This is a genomic window from Sporosarcina sp. resist (genome assembly GCF_014302295.1).
GTDB classification, from domain to species: Bacteria; Bacillota; Bacilli; order Bacillales_A; family Planococcaceae; genus Sporosarcina; species Sporosarcina psychrophila.
In genome coordinates this window covers 2,951,160-2,972,620 of record NZ_CP060287.1, presented here as the reverse complement: position 1 = coordinate 2,972,620, position 21,461 = coordinate 2,951,160, and the positions used below count along the sequence as shown (strand labels likewise).

At 40.8% G+C, this 21,461-nt stretch carries 26 protein-coding genes; 16 read left to right on the top strand and 10 right to left on the bottom strand.

Annotated features, from left to right (window positions below):
• Window positions 1–24: 24 nt before the first annotated feature.
• On the bottom strand, window positions 25–273 hold the full coding sequence (locus tag H7992_RS14690; RefSeq protein WP_067210225.1) for a hypothetical protein: 249 nt from the start codon (window positions 271–273) through the stop codon (window positions 25–27).
• 102 nt (window positions 274–375) lie between these two features.
• Between H7992_RS14690 and H7992_RS14685 the strand changes: the two genes are divergently transcribed.
• The 3 genes from H7992_RS14685 to H7992_RS14675 are packed head-to-tail and all read left to right on the top strand — an operon-like array spanning window position 376 to window position 2,422.
• A complete protein-coding gene (locus H7992_RS14685; protein ID WP_187045101.1) occupies window positions 376–1,146 on the top strand; it encodes a metal ABC transporter ATP-binding protein in 771 nt (256 codons plus the stop codon).
• Entirely contained in the window at window positions 1,143–2,009 is an 867-nt protein-coding gene (locus H7992_RS14680) for a metal ABC transporter permease (RefSeq protein ID WP_187045100.1), read from the top strand. Before H7992_RS14685 ends, H7992_RS14680 begins: the two co-directional genes overlap by 4 nt.
• Window positions 2,006–2,422 carry a Fur family transcriptional regulator gene (locus H7992_RS14675; protein ID WP_067210219.1) on the top strand — a complete coding sequence of 139 codons (417 nt, stop codon included), beginning with the start codon at window positions 2,006–2,008 and terminating at the stop codon, window positions 2,420–2,422. The genes H7992_RS14680 and H7992_RS14675 overlap by 4 nt, the downstream gene beginning before the upstream one ends.
• A 380-nt stretch (window positions 2,423–2,802) precedes the next feature.
• On the opposite strand, the gene H7992_RS14670 is transcribed toward H7992_RS14675, so the two are convergent.
• The 4 genes from H7992_RS14670 to H7992_RS14655 all read right to left on the bottom strand — a co-directional run bounded on the left by H7992_RS14670 (window position 2,803) and on the right by H7992_RS14655 (window position 5,481).
• Entirely contained in the window at window positions 2,803–3,390 is a 588-nt protein-coding gene (locus H7992_RS14670) for a 5' nucleotidase, NT5C type (RefSeq protein WP_067210218.1), read from the bottom strand.
• A complete protein-coding gene (gene ispG, locus H7992_RS14665; RefSeq protein ID WP_067210215.1) occupies window positions 3,387–4,511 on the bottom strand; it encodes a flavodoxin-dependent (E)-4-hydroxy-3-methylbut-2-enyl-diphosphate synthase in 1,125 nt (374 codons plus the stop codon). Before ispG ends, H7992_RS14670 begins: the two co-directional genes overlap by 4 nt.
• Window positions 4,512–4,593: 82 nt before the next feature.
• Window positions 4,594–4,932, bottom strand: coding sequence for a hypothetical protein (locus H7992_RS14660; RefSeq protein ID WP_187045099.1), 339 nt, complete (start codon window positions 4,930–4,932; stop codon window positions 4,594–4,596).
• Window positions 4,933–4,977: 45 nt separating this feature from the next.
• A complete protein-coding gene (locus H7992_RS14655; protein ID WP_067210210.1) occupies window positions 4,978–5,481 on the bottom strand; it encodes a DUF1189 family protein in 504 nt (167 codons plus the stop codon).
• A 199-nt stretch (window positions 5,482–5,680) separates the two neighbouring features.
• Between H7992_RS14655 and H7992_RS14650 the strand changes: the two genes are divergently transcribed.
• The 4 genes from H7992_RS14650 to H7992_RS14635 all read left to right on the top strand — a co-directional run bounded on the left by H7992_RS14650 (window position 5,681) and on the right by H7992_RS14635 (window position 10,776).
• Window positions 5,681–7,312 (top strand): Na/Pi cotransporter family protein, encoded by a 1,632-nt coding sequence (locus tag H7992_RS14650; protein WP_067210208.1) that lies wholly within the window; start codon window positions 5,681–5,683, stop codon window positions 7,310–7,312.
• Between the two features lie 24 nt (window positions 7,313–7,336).
• Window positions 7,337–7,819 carry a DUF456 domain-containing protein gene (locus H7992_RS14645; protein WP_067210206.1) on the top strand — a complete coding sequence of 161 codons (483 nt, stop codon included), beginning with the start codon at window positions 7,337–7,339 and terminating at the stop codon, window positions 7,817–7,819.
• Window positions 7,820–7,917: 98 nt separating this feature from the next.
• Complete coding sequence (locus tag H7992_RS14640) at window positions 7,918–8,520, top strand: superoxide dismutase (RefSeq protein ID WP_067210203.1); 603 nt, start codon at window positions 7,918–7,920, stop codon at window positions 8,518–8,520.
• A 108-nt stretch (window positions 8,521–8,628) separates the two neighbouring features.
• Window positions 8,629–10,776: a peptidoglycan D,D-transpeptidase FtsI family protein gene (locus tag H7992_RS14635; protein ID WP_067210201.1), complete on the top strand. Its 2,148-nt coding sequence runs from the start codon at window positions 8,629–8,631 to the stop codon at window positions 10,774–10,776.
• A 25-nt stretch (window positions 10,777–10,801) separates the two neighbouring features.
• Here H7992_RS14635 and H7992_RS14630 read toward each other — a convergent pair whose 3' ends face one another.
• The gene (locus tag H7992_RS14630) at window positions 10,802–11,293 is read right to left on the bottom strand and encodes a hypothetical protein (RefSeq protein ID WP_067210199.1); all 492 of its coding nucleotides are present in this window, start codon (window positions 11,291–11,293) and stop codon (window positions 10,802–10,804) included.
• On the bottom strand, window positions 11,290–11,652 hold the full coding sequence (locus H7992_RS14625) for a hypothetical protein (protein ID WP_187045098.1): 363 nt from the start codon (window positions 11,650–11,652) through the stop codon (window positions 11,290–11,292). Before H7992_RS14625 ends, H7992_RS14630 begins: the two co-directional genes overlap by 4 nt.
• Before the next feature lie 170 nt (window positions 11,653–11,822).
• On the opposite strand from H7992_RS14625, the gene rpmG reads away from it, so the two are divergent.
• From rpmG to H7992_RS14600, 5 genes are all read left to right on the top strand, one after another.
• Window positions 11,823–11,972, top strand: coding sequence for a 50S ribosomal protein L33 (gene rpmG / locus H7992_RS14620; RefSeq protein WP_067210194.1), 150 nt, complete (start codon window positions 11,823–11,825; stop codon window positions 11,970–11,972).
• A 60-nt stretch (window positions 11,973–12,032) separates the two neighbouring features.
• Window positions 12,033–12,596: a 5-formyltetrahydrofolate cyclo-ligase gene (locus H7992_RS14615; RefSeq protein ID WP_187045097.1), complete on the top strand. Its 564-nt coding sequence runs from the start codon at window positions 12,033–12,035 to the stop codon at window positions 12,594–12,596.
• A complete protein-coding gene (locus tag H7992_RS14610) occupies window positions 12,593–12,781 on the top strand; it encodes a YqgQ family protein (protein ID WP_067210189.1) in 189 nt (62 codons plus the stop codon). Before H7992_RS14615 ends, H7992_RS14610 begins: the two co-directional genes overlap by 4 nt.
• Before the next feature lie 139 nt (window positions 12,782–12,920).
• Window positions 12,921–14,819: an LTA synthase family protein gene (locus H7992_RS14605; protein ID WP_255428445.1), complete on the top strand. Its 1,899-nt coding sequence runs from the start codon at window positions 12,921–12,923 to the stop codon at window positions 14,817–14,819.
• Between the two features lie 234 nt (window positions 14,820–15,053).
• Entirely contained in the window at window positions 15,054–16,151 is a 1,098-nt protein-coding gene (locus H7992_RS14600) for a YqgU-like beta propeller domain-containing protein (RefSeq protein WP_187045096.1), read from the top strand.
• A gap of 181 nt (window positions 16,152–16,332) precedes the next feature.
• Here H7992_RS14600 and H7992_RS14595 read toward each other — a convergent pair whose 3' ends face one another.
• Window positions 16,333–16,509: a DUF2759 family protein gene (locus H7992_RS14595; protein ID WP_082786602.1), complete on the bottom strand. Its 177-nt coding sequence runs from the start codon at window positions 16,507–16,509 to the stop codon at window positions 16,333–16,335.
• 213 nt (window positions 16,510–16,722) lie between these two features.
• On the opposite strand from H7992_RS14595, the gene H7992_RS14590 reads away from it, so the two are divergent.
• Window positions 16,723–17,361, top strand: a complete 639-nt coding sequence (locus H7992_RS14590) for an MBL fold metallo-hydrolase (RefSeq protein WP_067210180.1) — start codon at window positions 16,723–16,725, stop codon at window positions 17,359–17,361.
• Window positions 17,362–17,431: 70 nt separating this feature from the next.
• Here the strand turns inward: H7992_RS14590 and H7992_RS14585 are convergent, their stop codons facing one another.
• Window positions 17,432–17,674 (bottom strand): DUF2626 domain-containing protein, encoded by a 243-nt coding sequence (locus tag H7992_RS14585; RefSeq protein WP_067210178.1) that lies wholly within the window; start codon window positions 17,672–17,674, stop codon window positions 17,432–17,434.
• 321 nt (window positions 17,675–17,995) lie between these two features.
• Here H7992_RS14585 and comGA point away from each other — a divergent pair, with 321 nt between their 5' ends.
• From comGA to H7992_RS14570, 3 genes are read left to right on the top strand one after another with little or no spacing between them, the layout of a single operon-like run.
• The gene (gene comGA / locus H7992_RS14580) at window positions 17,996–19,000 is read left to right on the top strand and encodes a competence type IV pilus ATPase ComGA (protein WP_187045095.1); all 1,005 of its coding nucleotides are present in this window, start codon (window positions 17,996–17,998) and stop codon (window positions 18,998–19,000) included.
• A complete protein-coding gene (gene comGB / locus H7992_RS14575; protein ID WP_187045094.1) occupies window positions 18,993–20,048 on the top strand; it encodes a competence type IV pilus assembly protein ComGB in 1,056 nt (351 codons plus the stop codon). Before comGA ends, comGB begins: the two co-directional genes overlap by 8 nt.
• 13 nt (window positions 20,049–20,061) lie before the next feature.
• Window positions 20,062–20,199 carry a hypothetical protein gene (locus H7992_RS14570; RefSeq protein WP_187045093.1) on the top strand — a complete coding sequence of 46 codons (138 nt, stop codon included), beginning with the start codon at window positions 20,062–20,064 and terminating at the stop codon, window positions 20,197–20,199.
• 19 nt (window positions 20,200–20,218) lie between these two features.
• Here the strand turns inward: H7992_RS14570 and H7992_RS14565 are convergent, their stop codons facing one another.
• Window positions 20,219–21,373 carry a tyrosine-type recombinase/integrase gene (locus H7992_RS14565; protein ID WP_187045092.1) on the bottom strand — a complete coding sequence of 385 codons (1,155 nt, stop codon included), beginning with the start codon at window positions 21,371–21,373 and terminating at the stop codon, window positions 20,219–20,221.
• Between the last annotated feature and the right edge of the window lie 88 nt (window positions 21,374–21,461).

Sequence of the window (21,461 nt, the reverse complement as noted above, 5' to 3'; positions counted from 1 at the left end):
GTTTTCTTCTTTTAAATAAATTTATCACTTGGTGGAGTCTAAATACTTCTTGAATAGGATTTCAGTCTTTCTATCACCAATAGCTCCACGGATTTTATTGATAAACGTTTCAGGAACACCGGTGAAAAGCCAATGGAAAGAAATTTCATCAAGCAATGGTCGAAGTGCCCTTATTTCTGTCTTAGAAAAATCAATTCCATATTGCTTTGCAATGATTTTCACTTCATCATCACTTCTCATTTTGACTTCATTCAGTAGTTGAGCATAATCCACTAATAATCCCTTCTTTCTTAAATGGTTGTATCCGGTCGTGTCATGGTTTATAATTTGACGAGTGAATCGGAATGATTCCTGTTTCAAAGAAAGGATAGTAAAATGACAAATAATCTTATTCAATTGGACAATGTCAGTTTCAATTATGAACAGTCAATCGCCCTTGATCATATTTCTCTTGAGGTAGGAGAGGGTGAATTTTGGGCGTTGATAGGGCCAAATGGTTCTGGTAAATCAACACTCATCAATATTATTCTCGGTCTCTTACAACCAACGAGTGGAACAGTAAAGCTTTTCGGTTCGGAAATAGAATCATTTAAGCACCGGGAACGGATTGGCTATGTTTCACAGAAATCCAATTCTTTTAACTCTGGTTTCCCAGCAACCGTTCTTGAAGTTGTGCGGAGCGGATTAACTCGGAAAGTAGGAATGTTCAAAAGCTTTTCAAAAAAAGATGAGCAGCGAACATTAGAAGCGCTTAGCATAGTCGGTATGGACACTTTCGCACAACGGAATATGGGCGAGCTCTCCGGTGGCCAGCAGCAGCGTGTGTTCATTGCAAGAGCGCTTGCAGGAAAACCAGATCTTCTTATTATGGATGAACCGACAGTTGGTATTGATCAGCAAAATGTCGCGTCGTTTTATTCTATGCTCAATACATTAAATCGTGAGCACGGAATTGCGATTTTACTTGTGACACATGAAATTGACCTTGTTACTGATCTCGCAACCCATGTGGCTTGTTTGAACCGAACAATTCATTTTCACGGTAAACAATCCGATTATAAAAAGATGGAAGATGATGACGTTTCTAGATGGTATGGACACCCAGTTCGCCGCGTCCATCAGCACACGGATGAGGTGGAACGATGATTAATGATATTTTATCGTATGAGTTTTTGCAAAATGCATTTCTTTCCGGTTTAATCATCGGTGTCATCGCTCCTTTACTTGGCTTGTTTATCGTCGTCAGACGTCTTTCCCTGATTGCGGATGCGCTCAGTCATGTTGCACTTGCGGGAATCGCTGGAAGCCTTTATTTAAGCCAGCAAGTGCTCTTCTTTGCTGCGCTGAACCCAGTTTACCTTGGGATCGCATCTGCAGTAGGTGGGTCACTACTGATTGAGAAGTTGCGGGAGGCATACCGTCATTATGAAGAACTTGCAATTCCGGTTATTTTGTCGGCAGGTATTGGCCTTGGCGCTATTTTCATCTCATTATCGAAAGGCTATGGCTCTGATTTGATTGGCTATTTATTCGGTTCAGTGTCAGCGGTTAGCAGGCAGGATCTTTTCGTTGTTATCATCATTGCAATCATTGTCATCACTTATATCCGATTTCTTTATAAAGAACTATTTGCCTTATCATTCGATGGGGAGTATGCCAAGGTTTCTGGTATTAATTCACGCTATATCCAGATGGTGTTCATGATCATTGTAGCGCTTGTTATTGGGGCTTCTATGCGGATTGTCGGTATTTTACTTGTATCATCACTTATGACGATTCCGGTAGCGGCAGCTATCCAACTTGCGAAAAGTTTTAAGAGCGCGATGATCTACTCCATTATTTTCGGTGAGTTAGCGGTTATCATTGGTCTTGTTTCTGCCTATTATCTTGATATTGCTCCGGGGGGAACGATTGTCGTCACATCGATAGTTATTTTGTTAGTGGTACTCGCTTTGAAGAAAATACAAGGCGGACGTAATGCCCGTACAGTGAAGGGGGAGTTGGTATGACACTCGATGAGGCATGGCGGATTCTTCAGGAAAATCAATTTAAACGGACGAAAAATAGAGATACAATTTTACAGTTCTTTTCGCATAAAGACCGCTATTTAACGGCTCTTGAAGTGAAGAATTTCATGGCGAAGGATAACCCTGGAATAAGTTTCGATACAATTTATCGAAACTTGACGACGTTTTCTGAACTCGGTATTCTGGAAGAAACCGATTTGAATGGGGAACGAAATTTCCGTATGCAATGTGATCCAGGCATCCACCATCATCATTTCATCTGTACTGCATGTGGTAAGACGCGCAGCATCCCGCATTGCCCTATGGAAATGATTACTGTTAATTTACCCGACTATGAAGTGGAAGGACATAAATTCGAAATCTACGGAAAATGTCCGCTATGTGTGGAACAATGAAAAGCGGAAGGCGCCTTCCAGATGCGACAGGCATAAGTCGATCCAGCGACGTGGCGATCTTTGCCACATAGCTGGATTGCTTATGACCAGAGCGGCTGGCGCCTGAAGCTAGACACAATGAAAAGCGGAAGGCGCCTAAAAGGAACGCAGCATAAGTGCGCCACTTAAGAGGAAGCGGTCTTAAAACCGTGACGTCCTGTCGCGACAAGGAGGGATGAAGTTCAATCCCTCCCCACTACGTACCCAGCAGCCTTGCAGGTACGTAGTGGCGTCTCTACAAGGCTTGAAGCGACTCGAGGGTCTAGGGCGCTGAAGCTAAACATAATTCTAAGTCGAAAAAACGGTGTGAAACTCTATCATGAGAGTTTCACACCGTTTTTTTAATTAAATGAAGGTTCTTCTATAGGAAATAACTTCTTGATCCAACTATTCGCTTCTTGCCAATCGTAGACTCGGATGACGCCTTCAGGAATCGGCATCCTGTTATACGGTGTGTCAAATAGTATGACAGGAATGTCGAGTTCTTCATGGATTTCAACCGCGTTGTCATGCTTGTCTTCAAAAAATGCATGAACACCGAACTTTTTCGCGGTCTCAATTTTATAATGACTTCCGACAAGTTCGATATGATCGTACGGGATTTCCTGTTGTTTGAACCAGTCCAGCGTGGAGTCATAGACATGATGGCCACGGGCAGAAATGTAATACAGTTCAAACTGCGCTTGAAAGCTAGTTAAAATGTCTTTGGCATATTGTTGTGCGGGAGACGTTTTGTAAATATGTGCCTCCGCACCTTTATACCACTCGTAGAATGCTTTTTCATCTACTGTAAATGCTTTTGTTAAGTCATATTCTTTAATATCATCAAGGACAAGATTACATCCGAACTGTTCATTGATATGCGGCAAGAGAGAAGTGGGGCATGTCACTGTACCATCAATGTCGATGCCGAAGCGGAGGTTTCTCATTCCGCTGTCTCACCTTGCAGGAGGAGTTCTTCCTGTCTTTTCTTTTCGAAATACTCTTCCGCAAGCTTGTCGATTTCGATTTTTAACTCTTCAACCATCGTTGCTTCCGGTACTTTGCGGACTGTTTTTCCTTTCATGAAGAGAAGGCCTTCGCCACGTGCACCCGCGATTCCAATATCCGCTTCACGCGCTTCGCCGGGACCGTTGACTGCACAGCCAAGCACTGCCACTTTAAGTGGAGCTTTAATATGCGAAATATATTCTTCAATTTCATTTGCGATCGTAATAAGGTCAATTTCAATTCGTCCGCATGTAGGGCATGAAATAAGTGTCGCGGCGTTTGAGGAAAGACCGAATATTTTTAGCAACTCCCTTGCCACTTTAACCTCTTGGACAGGATCGGCACTCAGTGATACACGCATCGTGTTGCCGATGCCTGCTGATAGAAGGGTGCCGAGACCCGCAGAGCTCTTAATAGACCCCGAAAACAACGTCCCAGACTCTGTAATGCCGAGGTGTAAGGGATAATCGAATGCTGCCGCAGCTTTTTGATACGCTTCGACCGCTAAATTTACATCGGAAGCTTTTAACGACACGATGATATCGTGGAAATCAAGGTCTTCCAATATTTTAATATGATGCAGAGCACTCTCTACCATTCCGTCGGCAGTTGGATAGCCATATTTTTCAAGAATTTTTTTCTCAAGTGAACCGGCGTTGACACCAATTCGAATCGGAATACCTTTTGCTTTAGCTGCATTGACGACAGCTTCGACTTTTGCCTGTCTTCCGATATTACCAGGGTTAATCCGAATTTTGTCTGCCCCTTGTTCAATAGCGATCAACGCTAATTTATAGTCGAAATGGATATCGACGACAAGAGGAATGTTGATACGTTTTTTGATTTCACCGATAGCATATGCCGCGCGCTCATCTGGACACGCAACACGGACAATTTGGCATCCGGCATCTTCTAAACGCATGATTTCTGCGACTGTTGCTTCGACGTCATGTGTCTTGGTCGTTGTCATACTTTGGATGAAAAGCTCATCACTTCCGCCGATTGTCAGGTTACCAACTCGTACAGGACGTGTGTTTTTTCTGTTTATCATAGCATTCATTTATTTCGCTCCTTAGTCGGCATTAGCCTCATAACTATAACTATTTTAGCAATCTTCATAGCAAAAAGACAAGGGACAACCCTTATCGATTAGACTCTATGCATTTTTCCGTTTGCATAACGGTAAGTGGGAGTACGATTTTCTCGCCTACAATAATCTGTTGATTTTGAAGATGTGGGTTCAATGAATAGAAGGAAGCCAATCTATCAATGAAGCTAGATTCGGGATCGGGATACAATGAGAATAGTGATTCAATCGTATCTCCATCAACTGTTGTGACAGGTATCGTCTTGACTTGTTCTTCTTCACATGCAGGCTGTTCTTGAACAAAAGAAGCAAGCGGGATTGTGCCTTCCATTAAATCGAGTCGGATGAAATGAACGGTTACGAATAATAAGGCTGCGAGTAGTAGTATTCTCATGGAAATTCCCCCTTTCGCCACTATATGCACGAAAAGAGGAAGTATTCATCGAGGTATTTTGGGATAGTACTTAGCAGCCACCGCAATATAAGCGAAGTGGACAAGGGATGTAATACCTGTACTAACGTTTTTCATTGCCGGAAAGAAATCAAATCCGATGGTCAGAAGAACAGGGATGGTAATCGCGATAGCGGAAGTTCTCCACATATGACGGTATTCTCCTCGTCTTTTCATCAGTTTTAACAACAGGATTCCCACGTAACCAAAAATACTGATTCGGATGAAGATATAAGTCGTACTGATAACGAGCTGCAGAAGAAATGCAATTGGATAAATGAGTCCACCGATTGTTTCTCCGTGTTCGAGCAGTTCTGGCGATGATTCGAATAAGACTGCATCTCCTGCTATATAACGGGTGAATGATAGCAATGTGAACAACGCAACGAAAATGAAAACATAGCGAAACACTTTGCCGATAGGTAATAGGCGAAAGGCTGCTAATTTTTTAGGTTCATGGATTGCTGCTTTGACTAGTTGGTGGAACTTCACTATAAAACCCCCTCCATCAATAACAGTCTATCATTTTACGACGCAATTGTGCGCGCTACTATTTTCGACAGATTGATGACGTTACGTAAATCAATTGTAAAGGGAATGTAAAGATTCGACTACTACTATTTACAATTTGGGGTGACTATCCTCATAATGAGATGCAATACATAAAGCATAATGAGGGGTTGACTGCGTAATGGAGGTAAACTGGCAGGAAATGCTGTTTCAGTTTCTTGGTGGACTCGGAATTTTCTTGTTCGCTATAAAGTATATGGGAGATGGCCTTCAAAAAGCGGCGGGTGATAGGCTCCGCGCAATCCTTGACCGATTCACGACGAATCCGTTCATGGGTGTACTTGTCGGAATTATCGTCACAGTCTTGATTCAATCGAGTTCTGGGACGACTGTTATTACCGTAGGACTTGTGAGCGCGGGTTTCATGACGCTTCGTCAAGCGATTGGCGTCATAATGGGAGCGAATATCGGAACGACTGTTACTGCTTTTATCATCGGATTAGATGTAGGAGCCTATGCACTTCCGATTATGGCGTTTGGGGCGTTCCTAATCTTTTTCATTAAAAAGAGTTCAATTAGAAATATAGGTGAAGTTATTTTTGGATTTGGTGGCCTGTTTCTAGGACTTGAATTAATGAGTGGTGGGATGAAGCCGCTTAGGGAATTAGAAACGTTTACAGATCTAATGATATCGATGAGTGACCAGCCTATGCTCGGCGTCGTGGTTGGAACGGTATTTACTTTGATTGTTCAAAGCTCCAGTGCGACAGTTGGTATTTTGCAAGGGCTTTATGCAGAAAATCTCGTCGATATCAATGGAGCATTACCAATTTTATTTGGAGATAATATTGGAACAACGATTACAGCTGTGCTTGCTTCAATCGGAGCATCGGTAGCGGCAAAGCGTGCTGCCGCAGCACACGTATTATTTAATGTTGTCGGAACGGTCATATTCATGCTACTTCTTATACCCTTCACTGCGTATGTCGAGTGGATATCAGGGGTATTGACCCTTGAAAATAAAATGCAAATTGCATTTGCACACGGTTCGTTCAACATTGCCAATACAATCATCCAATTCCCTCTAATTGGAGCATGGGCTTGGTTGGTTACAAAAATGATCCCAGGTGAAGATGTATTAATAGAATACAAGCCGAAGCATTTGGACAGGCACTTTATAGAACAATCACCTGCAGTTGCAATCGGACAAGCGAAAGAAGAAATTATTCGTATGGGTGAATTCGGTGTCCGTGGTTTACAGGAGTCTTTCGAATACTTGAAAACGGGTAATAAAAAACACGCAGAGACTGCTTATCAAATTGAAGATGCCATTAATAACTTGGACCGCAAGATTACGGACTATCTTGTTGAAATTACTTCAGTTAGTATTTCGCCAGTTGAATCTGCACGTCACTTTATGCTTATGGATACGGTTCGTGATATTGAACGCATTGGTGATCATTTCGAAAATATCATTGAACTCATTGACTATCGTGATGTTAACCGCGTAAAATTGACGGAAGATGCGATGAATGATTTGACGGAAATGTTCACGCTAACGATTGAAACCGTTCAGAAAGCTGTTGACGCACTCAATCAAAATGATATGGAAATGGCAAGAACGGTTGCTGAAAAAGAAGTTCTCATTGACAAGATGGAACGGAAATTTAGAAAAAATCATATTTTGAGGCTTAATGAAGGTCGTTGTACAGCGCAATCTGGAATGGTATTTGTCGATATTGTTTCTAACTTAGAGCGGGTCGGTGACCATGCCGTAAATATAGCCGAAGCAATTCTTGGAAACAGAGCATAATCGTTCGAATAAGGGGATGGTTTTTTGGAAGTTATAGGTTGGATTATTGCAATTGCCATGTTTATTATTGCTTTTGCCGGACTCGTATATCCGATCATTCCAACGGCTCTTTTCATTGTAGGAGGTTTCCTTCTATATGGACTCATCGATACATTTGAAGGGATGACTATTTGGTTTTGGATCATTCAGGTATTATTCGTTATCTTGCTGTTCGGTGCAGACACACTATCGAATCTCGTCGGTGTGAAAAAGTTCGGTGGCTCTAAGGCGGGGATGTGGGGAAGTACAATTGGACTTCTTATCGGTCCTTTCGTCATTCCGGTTGCTGGTATTTTAGTTGGGCCATTTTTAGGTGCGGTCATTGCGGAACTTGTCGTATCTCGGTCCGGAGTGAAGCAGTCTGTAAAGACAGGCATTGGTTCGCTAGTTGGATTTCTCACTTCGGTTGTGACAAAAGGACTTGTCATGGTTGTGATGATTGCAGTCTTTATTTTCTTTATCAAATGAAACGTTCCTAAATAGTCCATTTTATTTGAACGTTATTCATAATTTTGATAATGTTGAAAGGTAGCATATTTATGAATCTCTTGAGGAGGAATGGACAAATGACTTACAAATTACCAGAACTACCTTACGCTTATGATGCACTTGAACCACACTTCGACAAAGAAACGATGAACATTCATCACACTAAACACCATAATGCATATGTAACGAACTTGAATAACGCTCTTGAAGGAAATGAAGAACTTCTAAACAAATCTATCGAAGAACTTATTGCGAACCTTGATGCAGTACCTGAAAGCAAACGTACGGCTGTCCGTAACAACGGTGGCGGTCACGCAAACCATTCACTTTTCTGGGAACTTTTATCAGCAGAAGGTGGCGGCAATCCATCAGGCGCACTTGCTGAAGCAATCGACAACAAGTTTGGTAGCTTTGATGCATTTAAAGAAGAATTCGCAAAAGCGGGTGCAACTCGTTTTGGATCAGGATGGGCTTGGCTCGTACTGAATGGCGGAGAGCTTGAAATTATGTCAACTCCAAACCAAGATTCACCAATCATGGAAGGCAAAACGCCTCTTCTAGGACTAGACGTTTGGGAGCATGCTTACTATCTAAACTATCAAAACCGTCGCCCTGACTATATTTCAGCATTTTGGAATGTTGTTAATTGGGACGAAGTTGCAAAACGTTTCGGTAAATAAATCTATAACTTTATCTAGAAGGAACCAAGCACACATCTTGTTCGTCAAGATGTGTGCTTTTGTTGTTTTGAGTGTTATAATTCAAAATGATTAACGAGGGGGGACATTATGAAAAAACAGGTGCGTAAGGCGGATCAGGCTAAAATACGCCAACGAAAACATATCGCATTCCGAATGAACTTCCTATTCTTTTCAATCTTTGTCCTATTTTCATTGCTCATTTTTCGCCTTGGTTATTTACAAATCGTTAAAGGGGAAGAATATTCCCGCGAGTTGGAAAAAAAGGAAGAAATCCCTATCAATACAAGCGTGCCAAGGGGGAAAATATTTGACCGCATGGGACGCGTTCTTGTTGATAATGATCCGAAAAACGCCATTACATATACTAAAATGACGTCGACGACTTCAGCAGATATGCTAAAAGTCGCTGAGCAACTTGCGATCTTGATTGAACAAGATACGAAAAGGATTACCATTGGGGATAAGAGAGATTTTTGGATTTTAAAGAATTCTGAGGCTGCGTTGAAAAAGGTTTCTATAAAGGAACAAGAGGCGCTGGAAAAGGATAGTACACTTTCACGGACGGAATTGCAGAAGGAGATTAATAGGCTTACACGAGAACGAATTACGGACGAAGAAATTGATTCTTTTACGGAAGAGGAGCTAGAAGTACTTGCGATTTACAGAGAAATGATGTCGGGCTATGCGTACTCCCCACAAATCGTTAAAAGTGGGAATGTGACGGACGAGGAATTCGCAACTGTATCTGAACGTCTAGGAGAGTTACCGGGCGTGGATACAACGACAGATTGGGAGCGTGTGAGGAAATCAGACAATACGATTCTAGGGACAACCACGAGTCCCATTGAAGGTATTCCTAAATCTCGTGAGAAGTATTTCCTGGCACGGGATTATTCAAGAAATGACCGTGTTGGAAAAAGTTATATTGAGCAATATTATGAAGATTTATTAAAAGGGCAAAAAACAATTGTGAAGAATATTAAAGATCGTAGCGGCCGTGTCGTCGAAACGAAAACAATCCGACAAGGCGAACCTGGCAAGGATCTTATTCTGACGATTGATAGCGAACTGCAAGAGACACTTGAAAATATAGTTTCGGATAAACTGTTGGAATTAAAAAGAAAACCAAATACCGGAGAATTGGACAGGGCTTTCTTAGTCATGATGAATCCGAATAACGGTGAAGTTCTATCACTTGTAGGCAAGCAGGTTGTTACGAATCCAGAAACAGGCAAGCTCGAAATATGGGACTATGCATTTGGTACGTTCACTGCACTTCACGAGGCTGGATCAACAGTGAAGATGGCGACGCTTCTTACAGGGTATCAGGAAAATGTGGTACGTATCGGCGAAACGAAGATAGATGAACCAATTAGAATCGGTGGTATTACAAAAAGATCGCTGTTTAATCAAAACTCTAGGGTTGCTGTAACTGATATTGAAGCAATCGGTAGGTCTTCGAACGTATACATGTTCCGTATTGCATTGGCCTTGGCGAATTCTAACAATAGCTCTGAAGACTCGGCGCTTATTAGAAAAAATGCATTCGATACGTTCCGACAATCTTTCGCTTCTTTCGGACTTGGAACAAAAACCGGCATTGATTTACCGGGCGAGTCAGGCGGGCTGATTGGGGATAGTAATTCAATCGGTATTTTATTGGATTTATCCATTGGACAGTACGATACTTATACAACACTACAACTTGCTCAATATGTCTCAACAATTGCAAATGGTGGTTATCGGGTGGCTCCGAAAGTGTTAAAAGAAATTCGCGAACCATCTGAAGACGGTAAAATTCTTGGTCCCCTTATTCAAGAAACAGAGGTAAACATCTTAAATAGGATCCAGAATACTGATGCGGAAATTGCTCAAGTGAAGCGTGGAATGCACTACGTGTATTACGGGGCTAAAGGGACGGCCCCGAATTTCTTTGCTGGAAAAGAATATGATGGAGCCGGGAAAACGGGGACGGCGCAGGCATTTAGCTCTGGAAAACCGACAATCAACCTATCACATGTCGGTTTTGCGCCTTATGAAAACCCAGAAATAGCTTATGCAGTCGTCATTCCTAATATCTCTACAGTTCCGCGTGGCTACACATATGCAAACAATCAAATTGCAGAACAAGCTGTGGATGAATATTTTAAATTGAAAGCAAAAAGAGCTAAAGAAGAAACGTCCACAGCGGCTAAACAACCTATCATACAAGCACCTAAAGTAGAGTCCAATTAAAAAGTAGGAAAACCATTTGGTTTTCCTACTTTTTTACTGTCGTAATTTCTTTGGCGATTGTTTTGAAATTCATTGAAGAATCGACTTGGTGTTCACCAATCTGTATTTTGCCTGTTAAGTTATATTCTTCAAGATATGACTCGAAGATGGCTGCATTCTCGATAATACCCAATTCCTCTAGGGTTGCTGAGACAACTGTCGAATTCGAACCATTTTCAATCGTTAAAATGGTTTTAATAATCGCATCGGAGGAGGGGTTACTTTTGGCTGCGTCATCTTCCTTGCTAACGGCTTTCTCTGCATCTGTTTTTGGAACATTTTCTTTAACTGAAGATGTAGTCTGTGCAGTAGCTAATAGCTCTTTCGTTTTAGCAAGTTCACTTTGGAGTTTCTCAACATTTGCCTGCAATTGTTGCGTTTCATTGTCTGAAGGAACCTTACTATCAATGGTGAAATAAAGGATTCCCGCGGCAAGAATACAACCAATCCCGACTGCCCGTAAAATTTCACGGATCATGTAATCACGCCTTTCGATTGTAACACTGCGATTACATCGTCGTTTGATAAGGAGGAACGTACAGCGATATCACTGATAGAATAACCTTGGGAATGCAATGATAGAATTTGATTGACAATGATTACGTGAACAGGTTTTGCAGTTGTTTGCGTTTTGCCGACTGTAGTTAGCGGACCGACACCAATCATTAACTCTTCTTCAACAGCCTTCAATCTTTTCTTTAAGCCATTCGTTTCCTGATGAATACTAATTGAAACCTGTTCCAATTCATCGGCGTAGCTGGATGAAGAATTGCCGAGGAAAAATGAAGTTATTATACATATAAGTCCAATAATAATCAGTATTATCGTGATGTCCATTTTACCACTCCTCTGGTGAATCATTTTGCTACTATTTTATCATAAGAAAGCTGTTGTGGAAATTATGGTTTTTTTAGTGGACATTTGCTGTTGATGTGGTATACTTGATAGGTCGTATAAGTTATGCTCATATAAAACTTTACATTCTTGATGAGTGGGAGGGACCAACAATGCGCGTAAATGTTACACTTGCTTGCACAGAATGCGGTGAACGCAACTATATTTCTAAGAAAAACAAACGTAACAATCCAGAACGGATTGAAATGAAAAAATATTGCTCACGTGAAAAGAAACAAACTTTGCACCGTGAAACGAAATAATCGCTCAGGCCAAAACCTTCACCGGTTTTGGTTTTTTCATTTCAGAACGGGGGATACTAAATGAGTAAAGAGATTTTAAGGAATCAAGTGTTAGTTACATTGAATAATATAAATCGAATTGAACATCTAAAAAAATCTTTGAAGATTACAGCCAGGGTACTTGCATCAGATGAATTTCGAAGTGCGGATACAATCGGGGTAACGATTTCTCGTTATCCCGAAGTGGACACACGCCCGCTTATCGAAGCGGCTTGGGCAGCTGGTAAACGAATTGCTGTACCTAAATGCATCCATGCAACCCGGAAGATGGATTTTCGTCTTATTACATCATATGAAAGTTTGGAAACGGTCTATATGGGCCTTTTTGAGCCGATAACTGATGAAACACTGTCGGTCGAGAAAAACGAGATTGATTTGCAAATTGTACCTGGGCTAGTCTTTTCTGACGAAGGATATAGGATTGGTTTTGGTGGAGGATATTATGACCGCTACATGTCGGATTACAATGGTGCTACATTGTCGTTAGCATTTGTAGCTCAAACGAGTCATAGGATACCTGTTGAAAGTCACGATATTCCTGTTAGCAAAATAGTTACAGATGAAAAAGAGATTATCTGTATATGAAAGACTATCTGGGTGTCCTCCAATTGCTGAAGCGTTTCGGGATTTATGTCTATACGGGGAATCGAAAAGATGACATCGATATGGTGCAATCAGAAGTGAAGGATCTTTATGACAATGGACTGCTAATGAAAGAAGACTATTTGAAAGCGATGCTAATCTTGCGTAGTGAAATAGCAAAACTATGAGGATAGACCCAGTATCATCGTTCATTTGGACTTGTTTTGGTAATTAGTGAAACTTTTCTTCAGCTACCCCGTCTATTATGTAGTAAGATTTAGTTCGAACGTTTTTTATGTGAATCTATTTTCGAAAGGAAGAGATGGAGTGAACAAAATAGTATGGTCAAAACATTCCGTACTCATAGTAGCAATAGTGGCGACTTGGTTGACAACATATTTCGGTTATCTTACAAGCTTCAATATGAAAATCGATAATATAATGCAGGAATTCATTCTTTTTCTGAATCCTCTTAGTTTCCTTTTATTTGTTTATGGTATTGCACTATTCATCAAGAGTACGAAAAGACGCAACATTTATATACTGACAATAAGTGTGATGACTTCAATTGTTATGTTTAGTAATGCAGTTTTCTATAGATTTTTCAATGATTTTATTACCTTGCCAGTCTTGTTCCAAACGAGTAACTTCGGAGATCTTTCATCTTCAGTTACTGCTAATCTAATGGTCACGGACATATTCTTTTTCACAGATGTGTTCATAATCTTTTTGGCAATCAAATTTATACCTAAGACTGATCGGGTGGAACAATCAAATAAAATTGGACGTAAACTTTACTTCGTTATGACTGCTGCAGTTATAATGGTAAACCTTGGTCTAGCCGAAATGGAAAGACCACAACTATTAACACGCAGTTTTGATAGAGAACTTCTTGTGAAAAATATCGGAACATATAATTACCATATTTACGATTTGGTCATTCAATCCAAATCCCATGCTCAACGTGCACTTGCGGATGGCAGTGAACTAGTAGAAGTAGGTAACTATATTAATGCGAATTACGCTGCTCCAGATCCTGAGATGTACGGAGTTGCAAAAGGTCGTAATATTATTGCAATCTCGCTTGAATCCTTGCAGTCGTTTGTCATTAATGAGGAAATGGATGGACATGTCATTACGCCATTTTTGAATGAATTAACGAAGGATCCGGATACATTCTATTTCTCTGATTTTTATCACAATACTGGTCTAGGAAAGACTTCGGATTCAGAGTTTATCATTGAAAACTCACTGTACCCGAGAAATGGTAGTGCTGTATTTTTCACACATAGTGGAAACACTTACCAATCGATGGCGGCTCAGCTAGGTGAAAATGGCTACTTCACGAATGTAATGCACGCAAATAACCGAAGTTTCTGGAACCGCGATATCATGTACGGTGCTCTCGGTATCGATAAGTTTTATGATCTTGAAAGTTATACAGTCGGAGAAGGAGAAGCGGTCAACTGGGGCATGAAAGATATCCCGTTCATTGACCAATCGGTAGAGTTGATGAAAGAAATGCCGCAGCCTTTTTATTCAAGGCTGATTACATTGACAAACCATCATCCATTTGACTTGGATGAAGAAGATAAACTTATTCCTGAATATACATCAAATTCAAATACGTTGAATAAATATTTCCAAACGGTACGCTATATGGATGAGGCAATAAAAGTTCTTTTCGAAGACTTGAAAGCAAGCGGTTTGTATGACAACTCGATTATTGTTATGTACGGAGACCATTATGGTATATCCGAGAATCATAACAAGGCAATGGGCATGTATTTAGACAAGGAAATTACCCCTTATGATAATGCGAAATTACAGAGGGTTCCATTGTACATTCACATTCCTGGCTACGGTAAAGGGAAGACAATGGATGAAGTATCGGGACAAATCGACTTGAAGCCTACTCTCCTACATTTAATGGGGCTTGAAACAAAAGACGATATGTACCTTGGTTCAGACATATTCTCGCCTGATCATGAACCGTTTACTATTTTCCGTGATGGCCGTTTTGTAACTGATAAAAATGTTTACGCGCAAGAGGTCTGTTATGATAGTAAAACTGGTGAAGAAACTGATATGGCTGAATGTGAGCCGTTTATCGAACGTGCTGCCACTGAGCTAAATTATTCCGATATGATCATTAATGGAGATTTACTTAGATTCAAGGAAGAACAGGAACAATCACCGGAATTAAACAGTAAAAGTAAAGAATGATAAGGTTCTGCACGGAACTTTCCGTGCAGCCTTTTTTTTAAGATAAAGTATAAGTTTTTTAACAGGGACAATGTTAAGCTCCAGGCGCTCTGGCTATAAGTCAAGCCAGCTAGGAAGAAGGATTGAACTGTGCATCCTTCCCGGGCAAAAGAACGCCGGTCCGTCTTATGCCTGTCGTATCTGGAACGGGACCTTGCGCTTTACTCAGTTTAAATATAGAAAGGGGGAGGCGCGGTGAGAAAAAGAATATTCATCTTTTGTGTAACAGTCATGTTACTAACGGGCTGTTCAAAGAAGACGAATGAAATTATCGATGGACCAACTGCCGTTGAACAACCAGGGAATAACGAACTGATTAAAGAGGAAGTAACTAAAACGTTAGTTGCTGATCCATCAAAGTTCCATTTCGTTGCGGACTGGTTAACCGAGTCAAAAGTTATCTACGTCGAAAAGGTAAATGGGCATTATCAAGTGAATAGTTTTGATTTTGAATCAGGTCAGACAGACACGTTATATGAGGATGAATCTATAATCATCGACCTCCTCATTCATCCTTCAAAAAAATATCTATTATTACATACTAGTGATAATGCTGCATCTGCAACAATTAAAATCGTGACTATGGATGGTGCGGTACAAGATGAAGTTATAGTTGCTTCAACAGAGTTGGCGATTGAATGGAACGATACTGACCCCTCACTTATTCTTCTCACGGCTTTTCATCAAGATTGGACTTTTGATTTATTTATTTATAACGGAAAAGTAGAGAGTTTGGACCTGCTTGCGATTGAAGATCCATTCCCGAAATGGCTAGGTGAGGATAAAATTGCTGTAGGATATGTCGAAGGCCACGTACTTGATGGTGGAGAGATACATACATATGAACCACTTACTAAAAAGTGGGGGCAGCTAGATATTAGCGGTGTTGTTTACTTTGATACATATGAAGATACGCTACTCGTTGTGCGAATAAATGGAGACAAGGATGCGCACTACACCATCATGGGACAGGATGGGATGATTAGCTCGGAATGGACAATGCCCGTCATTAGTAATTATTCAGAGTGGGTAATACCTGATGTTGAATGGGGTTCAAGTGAAACCGTGTTCATACCCGCTCCTGACGAGGGGGGGCAACTCGATGAACTCCTATCACCATATCGACTTATTCGCGTTATAGAAGGACGTCAAGACGTTGTAGCCGATGATATCACGGCGGGTGTTCTTCGATGTTCACCGTCGGGGCAAAAGTGTTTAACTGGTTACTCCGCGGAAAAATTGATTGATATAAAAAAGAAAACGCAGACGACGTGGTTAACGTTTCCTGAGTAAAAATAAAACAAGCTTAGATGAGGCAAGTAGCAAGCTGCTGGATCTAGCTGTGAAATCATCTGCTAATTGTTACTCACAGCTCAAGACTTTATTAACTTTAAGGAAACAAAAAAACACCCTTTGTGTATAAATACACAAAGGGTGTTTTTGGTTGTCCAAATTTAGACTTACACTTTCTCGATTATAGAGTTGGTGGGAATCCTTGGAAAACAAGTGTAGCAATTGTGAAGCCTCCAAAAACGACTGCAGCTCCAAGATTGAACAGAATACTTAAAACGTTACGTTCTTTGAATGCTTGGACCGTACCGACCACCGCTAAAATTGCGATGAGTCCAAAAATAATCATCAATAAGTTCATAGGGAAGACACTCCTTTCAATAGGAACTTCTGCTAAAACCGCTCACGATCTGTTGTGAGCAATACAGAAGTCAGCACATACTGTGCAAGTCCGATTTAGCGCTATTCCTCTTCTATTGTACTGTTTGCAATCAAATTTGTCGAGGGATATTAGTGACGATTGTTTGAAATCGTATTTCACATTGCGTAATATAAGTTGCAGGAGGTGCCGACCATGTTGAAAGTTAATACATATCCGCTCGGACCAATCCAGACAAACTGTTACATCATCAGTGACGAATCAGGGAATTGTCTAATCATGGATCCAGGTGAAGAAAGTGGACGTATTATTAATAAAGTGAAAAGTAAAGAGTTGACTCCTGTCGCGATTTTATTGACACATGCGCATTTTGATCATATTGGGGCGGTTGACAGCATAAGGGACCGTTATACTATTCCGGTCTATATCCATGAAGAGGAGCAAGACTGGCTGTCTGATCCGAGATTAAACGGTTCTGCCAAGTATCAAGGATTACCTGACGTCCGCATTAGAAAAGCCGATAAGCTTATCAGCGATGAGGGAATGATGACTGTGGGCCCGTTCGAGTTTGAAGTGAGGCATACGCCCGGTCATTCTCCGGGGAGTGTTTCGTATATCTTCGGACCATCTCGTTTTGCCGTTGTTGGCGATACACTTTTCCAGCAGGGAGTCGGAAGGACAGATCTACCGGGGGGGAATACAGGGGTTTTGCTGACATCTATCCATGATAAGTTGCTTTCCCTAGATGATGATTTTATCATCTATCCAGGTCATGGACCGTCTACAACTCCAGAAGAGGAAAAAGATTCGAATCCATTTTTGAATGGATTTTGACCAATATAAGTATAGAAAAACAAAAAAACAGCCAATAAAAAAAGGCTGTTTTTTTGTATGTACTTTTCTTTTAGTGGCCAGCGCCTGGTACGTGTATAAACGTTGTGTAGTAGCTGAATCCGACCATAAATATCATCAGATATGCTCCAAATAAGTACATGTACATCCGCTCTGTTAGGTTCAAATATCCAAGTAGCAGGAAGAACCCAGTGTTCGCAACAAAAAGAAGTGCGGCTGGCAGCATGTCTCCCATATAAAACATAACTGCGAATATGCCTGTCCAGAAGCCCATCAACTTGAACATGTTATCCATGTGTGCGTCCCTCCTTAATAAAACATTACAATAAGCTCCCATTCATTATAAGGGATAACGACAGCAGATGTAAACTCCAATCGTTCTTTCATTGTGACAAACACGTGTATAAGGGTGATTGTCACGAAAAATGATATTTGCTGTCGAAAAGTGGGGTGAATTTCAAGTATCGCCCTCTTTCTGGGGATACACAATTCGACTTTGAGGGAAAGTATTCCAATACGTATTTGTAAGTCGTATACTGTGCCCAAGGATGAATTGCGATTTATCCGACTGGGTTGGATTGAACTTCACTCAACCCAAAAGAAAGAGGGGTGTTCAATGATTAAGAATGATAACGTCGTAGAACAGAAAAGTTTTCGACTATTAGAGAAAGCGATTAAGTACGAAGCGACTGACATTCACCTTGTTCCTATGAAAGAAGGATATGATGTTTCATTCAAAAAAGATTCAAGGCTGAACCGGTCCGGTATTCTTCCCCCACAGTTGGCGGGCCGCATGATTTCATTTTACAAATTCCTATCCTCACTCGACATTAGCGATAAGCGTAAACCCCAAAGTGGTTCTTTTCATAAACAGATACGAGGTGAGAATTATTCTTTCCGAGTTTCAACAATCCCTTCGATTCAAATGAAAGAAAGTGTTGTTATAAGATTGCAAAGGCATGACCAAATCGTTTCAATCGATGAATTATGCATTGAAAAAGAGTGGGCCGATAAATTACGCCAGGCTGTATCAGAGCCGCAAGGGCTAATTATACTGACCGGTCCGACAGGATGTGGAAAAACGACCACTATATACTCTTTAACAGCTCATTGCGTGAATCTAGAACGGCATGTAATCACATTGGAAGATCCTGTTGAAAATAATCATTCACATCTGCTTCAAATTCAAGTAAACGAACGGTCCGGTATGACGTACTCGGCAGGTCTAAAGGCGATATTACGTCATTCACCGGATGTCATCATGATTGGAGAAATACGTGATAGTGAAACGGCAAAAATTGCAATTCAAGCCGCCTTGACTGGACATTTAGTACTGACATCCGTGCACTCTAAAGATCCAGCAGGCTGTTTTTATAGGATGATGGATTTTGGTATTTCTGCCGAAGAATTAAGACAAACCATTGTCTGTATTTCAGCGCAGCGTCTCATTCGCAGTGCTTCCGGAAAAAGGGGAGCGGTATTTGAAATTATTCAAGGAGACACGCTTAATCGAATGACGGACACCATCATGAAAGGTGAAAGAGTAATTGTTCCTGAGGAACATAAAGTGGAGTCGCTTTTTCAGAAATATAACAGGCCAAGTGTGGTACAAGATGGATAAATCAAAAAAACGATTGTTATTTCACAAAAAAGAAAAATTCCAAAATCGACCGGTATTTCTAGAAAGACTTTCTGTGTTATTAACTGAGGGATACACATTTCATGATGCAGTTACTTTGTTAGTACCACATCATTTGAAAGATTATAATCCTGTGCTGGAAGCAATGAATAAAGATTTTAAGGAAGGGTTCGGTGTCACTCATATCCTTGCTAGTTTTGGGTTCTCATCCGGAACGCTTCTTCCTATCGCGATTGCTGAAGTGGACGGGCGAGTCGCGCAGGCTTTGAGGGGCATGGCTGTTCGTATGAGAAAAGCAGAAGAAAAAAGGAAGAAGTTAAAAAATCTACTTATTTATCCTGTGGTTCTTTTTATTCTGATTGCCGCATTGCTTATGGCCTTCCGAAGGTACTTTTTACCTAACATGGAAGCGTTAGCGATATCTAGAAAAGGTCAAGGGGATGGATTTGTTTCGTCATTACCCTCGCTTGTGACGAGAATCCCCGATTTCATCATAAGTATGGTGTTAGTCTCTGCATTACTAACGGTATTATGCACCATTATCTACAAAAAGTTTGCGCCTGCAACAAAAATTCGCGTATTAATGTCCATCCCTGTCGCTAGTACATTCTTTTCGATAGTAAAGACTCGCGACTTTTCTAGTGAAATTGGGGGATTGCTTCAGTCGGGCCTATCCTTGCAAAATGCTTTGGATGTATTAATTGATCAAAATTTGGATCTAGTGTTAAGTGAAATTACGAAAAATGTCAAAGAGCAGGTAGTTTTTGGAGATTCACTCCACACCGCGATAAGTAGGACAGAAGGATTGATGGACCAACTGGCTGCATTCGCCAAGCATGGTGAAGACAGCGGTTATCTACCGAAAGAACTTCAGATTTACAGCGAACATCTAAGTGAAGCGATTGATGAGAAGCTAGCGAAGGCATTGGCGCTACTTCAGCCAGTTTTATTTAGTATCATTGCAATCTGTATTTTGGCAGCATATCTCGCTTTACTTTTACCGGTTTACGGAATGATGGATAAATTATGAGGGGGAGAATTAGATGAAATTTATTCATAATGAAAAAGCGTTCACGCTAATTGAAATGATGATCATTCCAAACATATTAAAGCTGAAAGGGTACAACCGCAGTGTTTTCGGGCGTTCAAAGGCGGTTGCGGTAAACGGAAAATCACATTAAAACCACATTTATTTTCACTTTAGATAAATTGGCGGAAATACTCATTAATTTTATCATCACTTTTTTTCTGCATCTTTTTTGTCACGTGCGCGTAAATTTCTAACGTGATGTTTATATCGGAGTGACCAACTCTCTCCATAATAACAGGTAAATCAACTTCAGCCTCAACTAACATCGTGATGTGAGTGTGTCTCAAAATATGAGTTCCACGTGCATCTTTAACGTCATAGGCTTTGTAATTCTTATTAAACACAGCTCCAATCGTGGAAGCACGAACGGGTTGAGTACGTATTCCTGTAAAGACTAAGTCACACCATTGTGATTTATCGTCTCTTATCCCGATCAATTTCTCTTTATTGTATTGTGCCTTCATTTTCTTTAGAGTTACGGCCAGATCATCGTTAAAAGAAACAACTCTATCCGAGTCTTCTGTTTTCGGTGGAGTAAATTCAAACCCACCTTCATCAGCATCTTTCTCAAACAACGTCTTGTCGACCTTCAGCACCTGCTTTTTTAAGTCGATGTCTCCCCAAGTGAGTGCTAACACCTCGCCGATGCGTAAGCCCGTAGAAAGCATTGTGAGGGCGATTGAATAGGCGTTTCTTCGTCCGGATGATTTCACGCCTTTCAGAAATTCTTGAATTTCTTCTTTTTCCAAATACTTCTTTTTAGATTTCGAAAAGCTTTGTGACTCTTTAGTGGCTTTTGGCGTTACGGTATCCTTGACGATATTTTTCTCAATGTAGTCGTTTCTTTTTGCAAAATCAAACATCAAATTTAAAGCGGTACGAGTTCCTGCGATGTGATGTTTTGATATTCCTGTATCACGTCTTTCTATCAAAAAAGCTTGAATATCGTTGATTTGCAGTTTTCCTATGAAGTGCTTCCCGTGCTTGTCGATAAATGGTTTCATCGCTACCACTCTAGTTTTAGTAGACGATGCTTTAACAGTTTCTTTATAGACATTCAGCCACTCGTCATAGACTTCCTGCACGACTCTTTTCGTCGTTTGGCGCTCTTTCGATAATTCGTCAGCCGCAAGTTGCGCCCTGCGCACGGCTTCCTTTTTTGTATCTCCACGACGTGTTATTTGCCGGCGTTGTCCTGTTAATGGGTCCGGCGTAGCATCTGTAGTGCATGACCACTTACCATTTTTCAATGTTCGACAATACATATTCATTTCTCCCTTCGATAGAAAGTATGTTTGGTTTAGAGATTAAAAGAAAAGCCCTGGGTAGGGAATCAGGGGTGGAGCTATCACC